The organism is Sporofaciens sp. SGI.106, from assembly GCF_050314255.1.
In the GTDB taxonomy this organism is placed as follows: Bacteria; Bacillota; Clostridia; order Lachnospirales; family Lachnospiraceae; genus Claveliimonas.
This window is the reverse complement of the sequence record NZ_JBNPMZ010000062.1, coordinates 1-552: the sequence shown is the minus strand read 5'-3', so window position 1 is coordinate 552 and position 552 is coordinate 1. Positions and strand designations below refer to the sequence as shown.

Below are 552 nucleotides of genomic sequence, written 5' to 3'. Positions count from 1 at the left end.
TATCTGTAACAGACATTGTGAAATATCTGAAAGGGATCACTGGAAGAAAACTCTTTGAACAGTTTCCGGAGATCCGTGAAAAGCTGTGGAAAGGGCAGCTGTGGAATCATTCATATTATGTAGAAACGATTGGCTCAGTATCGGAAGAGAATATCAGACGTTACATTGAGCAGCAGAGAAAATCATATTAAAGGAGGAGAATGGAATGCTGTTAGCAAAAGATACAACGGTCCAACTGAATCAGGTTTATGCAAATATCGTTGGGCATATGTGCTATGCAGCATATAAGCTCTGGAATGTCTGCAATTATGAACGGCTCCATTACAAAGAACTGGGGCTGGAACAGTATCCGGACTGGTATTATCAGAAAGCATCACATAAAGAGGATCTGTGGTACAGGTCACTTCCATCACAAACAGCACAGGAAGTGTGTAAGCTGCTGGATAAGGCCTGGAAGTCTTTTTATGTGCTGCAGAAGAGCAAAGGGGTACAGAATCCAAGACCACCATATTTTAAACAGCGTAAGATGGCAGTCACTTATATGCAGAATGG

1 protein-coding gene and 1 pseudogene are annotated in these 552 nt (G+C 41.8%); both read left to right on the top strand.

What is annotated here, in order from left to right:
• Window positions 1-191 (top strand): IS200/IS605 family transposase (gene tnpA, locus ACQRCC_RS15580; protein ID WP_427851659.1); only part of this gene is annotated, 191 nt, incomplete at its 5' end.
• Between the two features lie 14 nt (window positions 192-205).
• A pseudogene (locus ACQRCC_RS15575) lies at window positions 206-552 on the top strand (RNA-guided endonuclease InsQ/TnpB family protein); the annotation flags it as partial.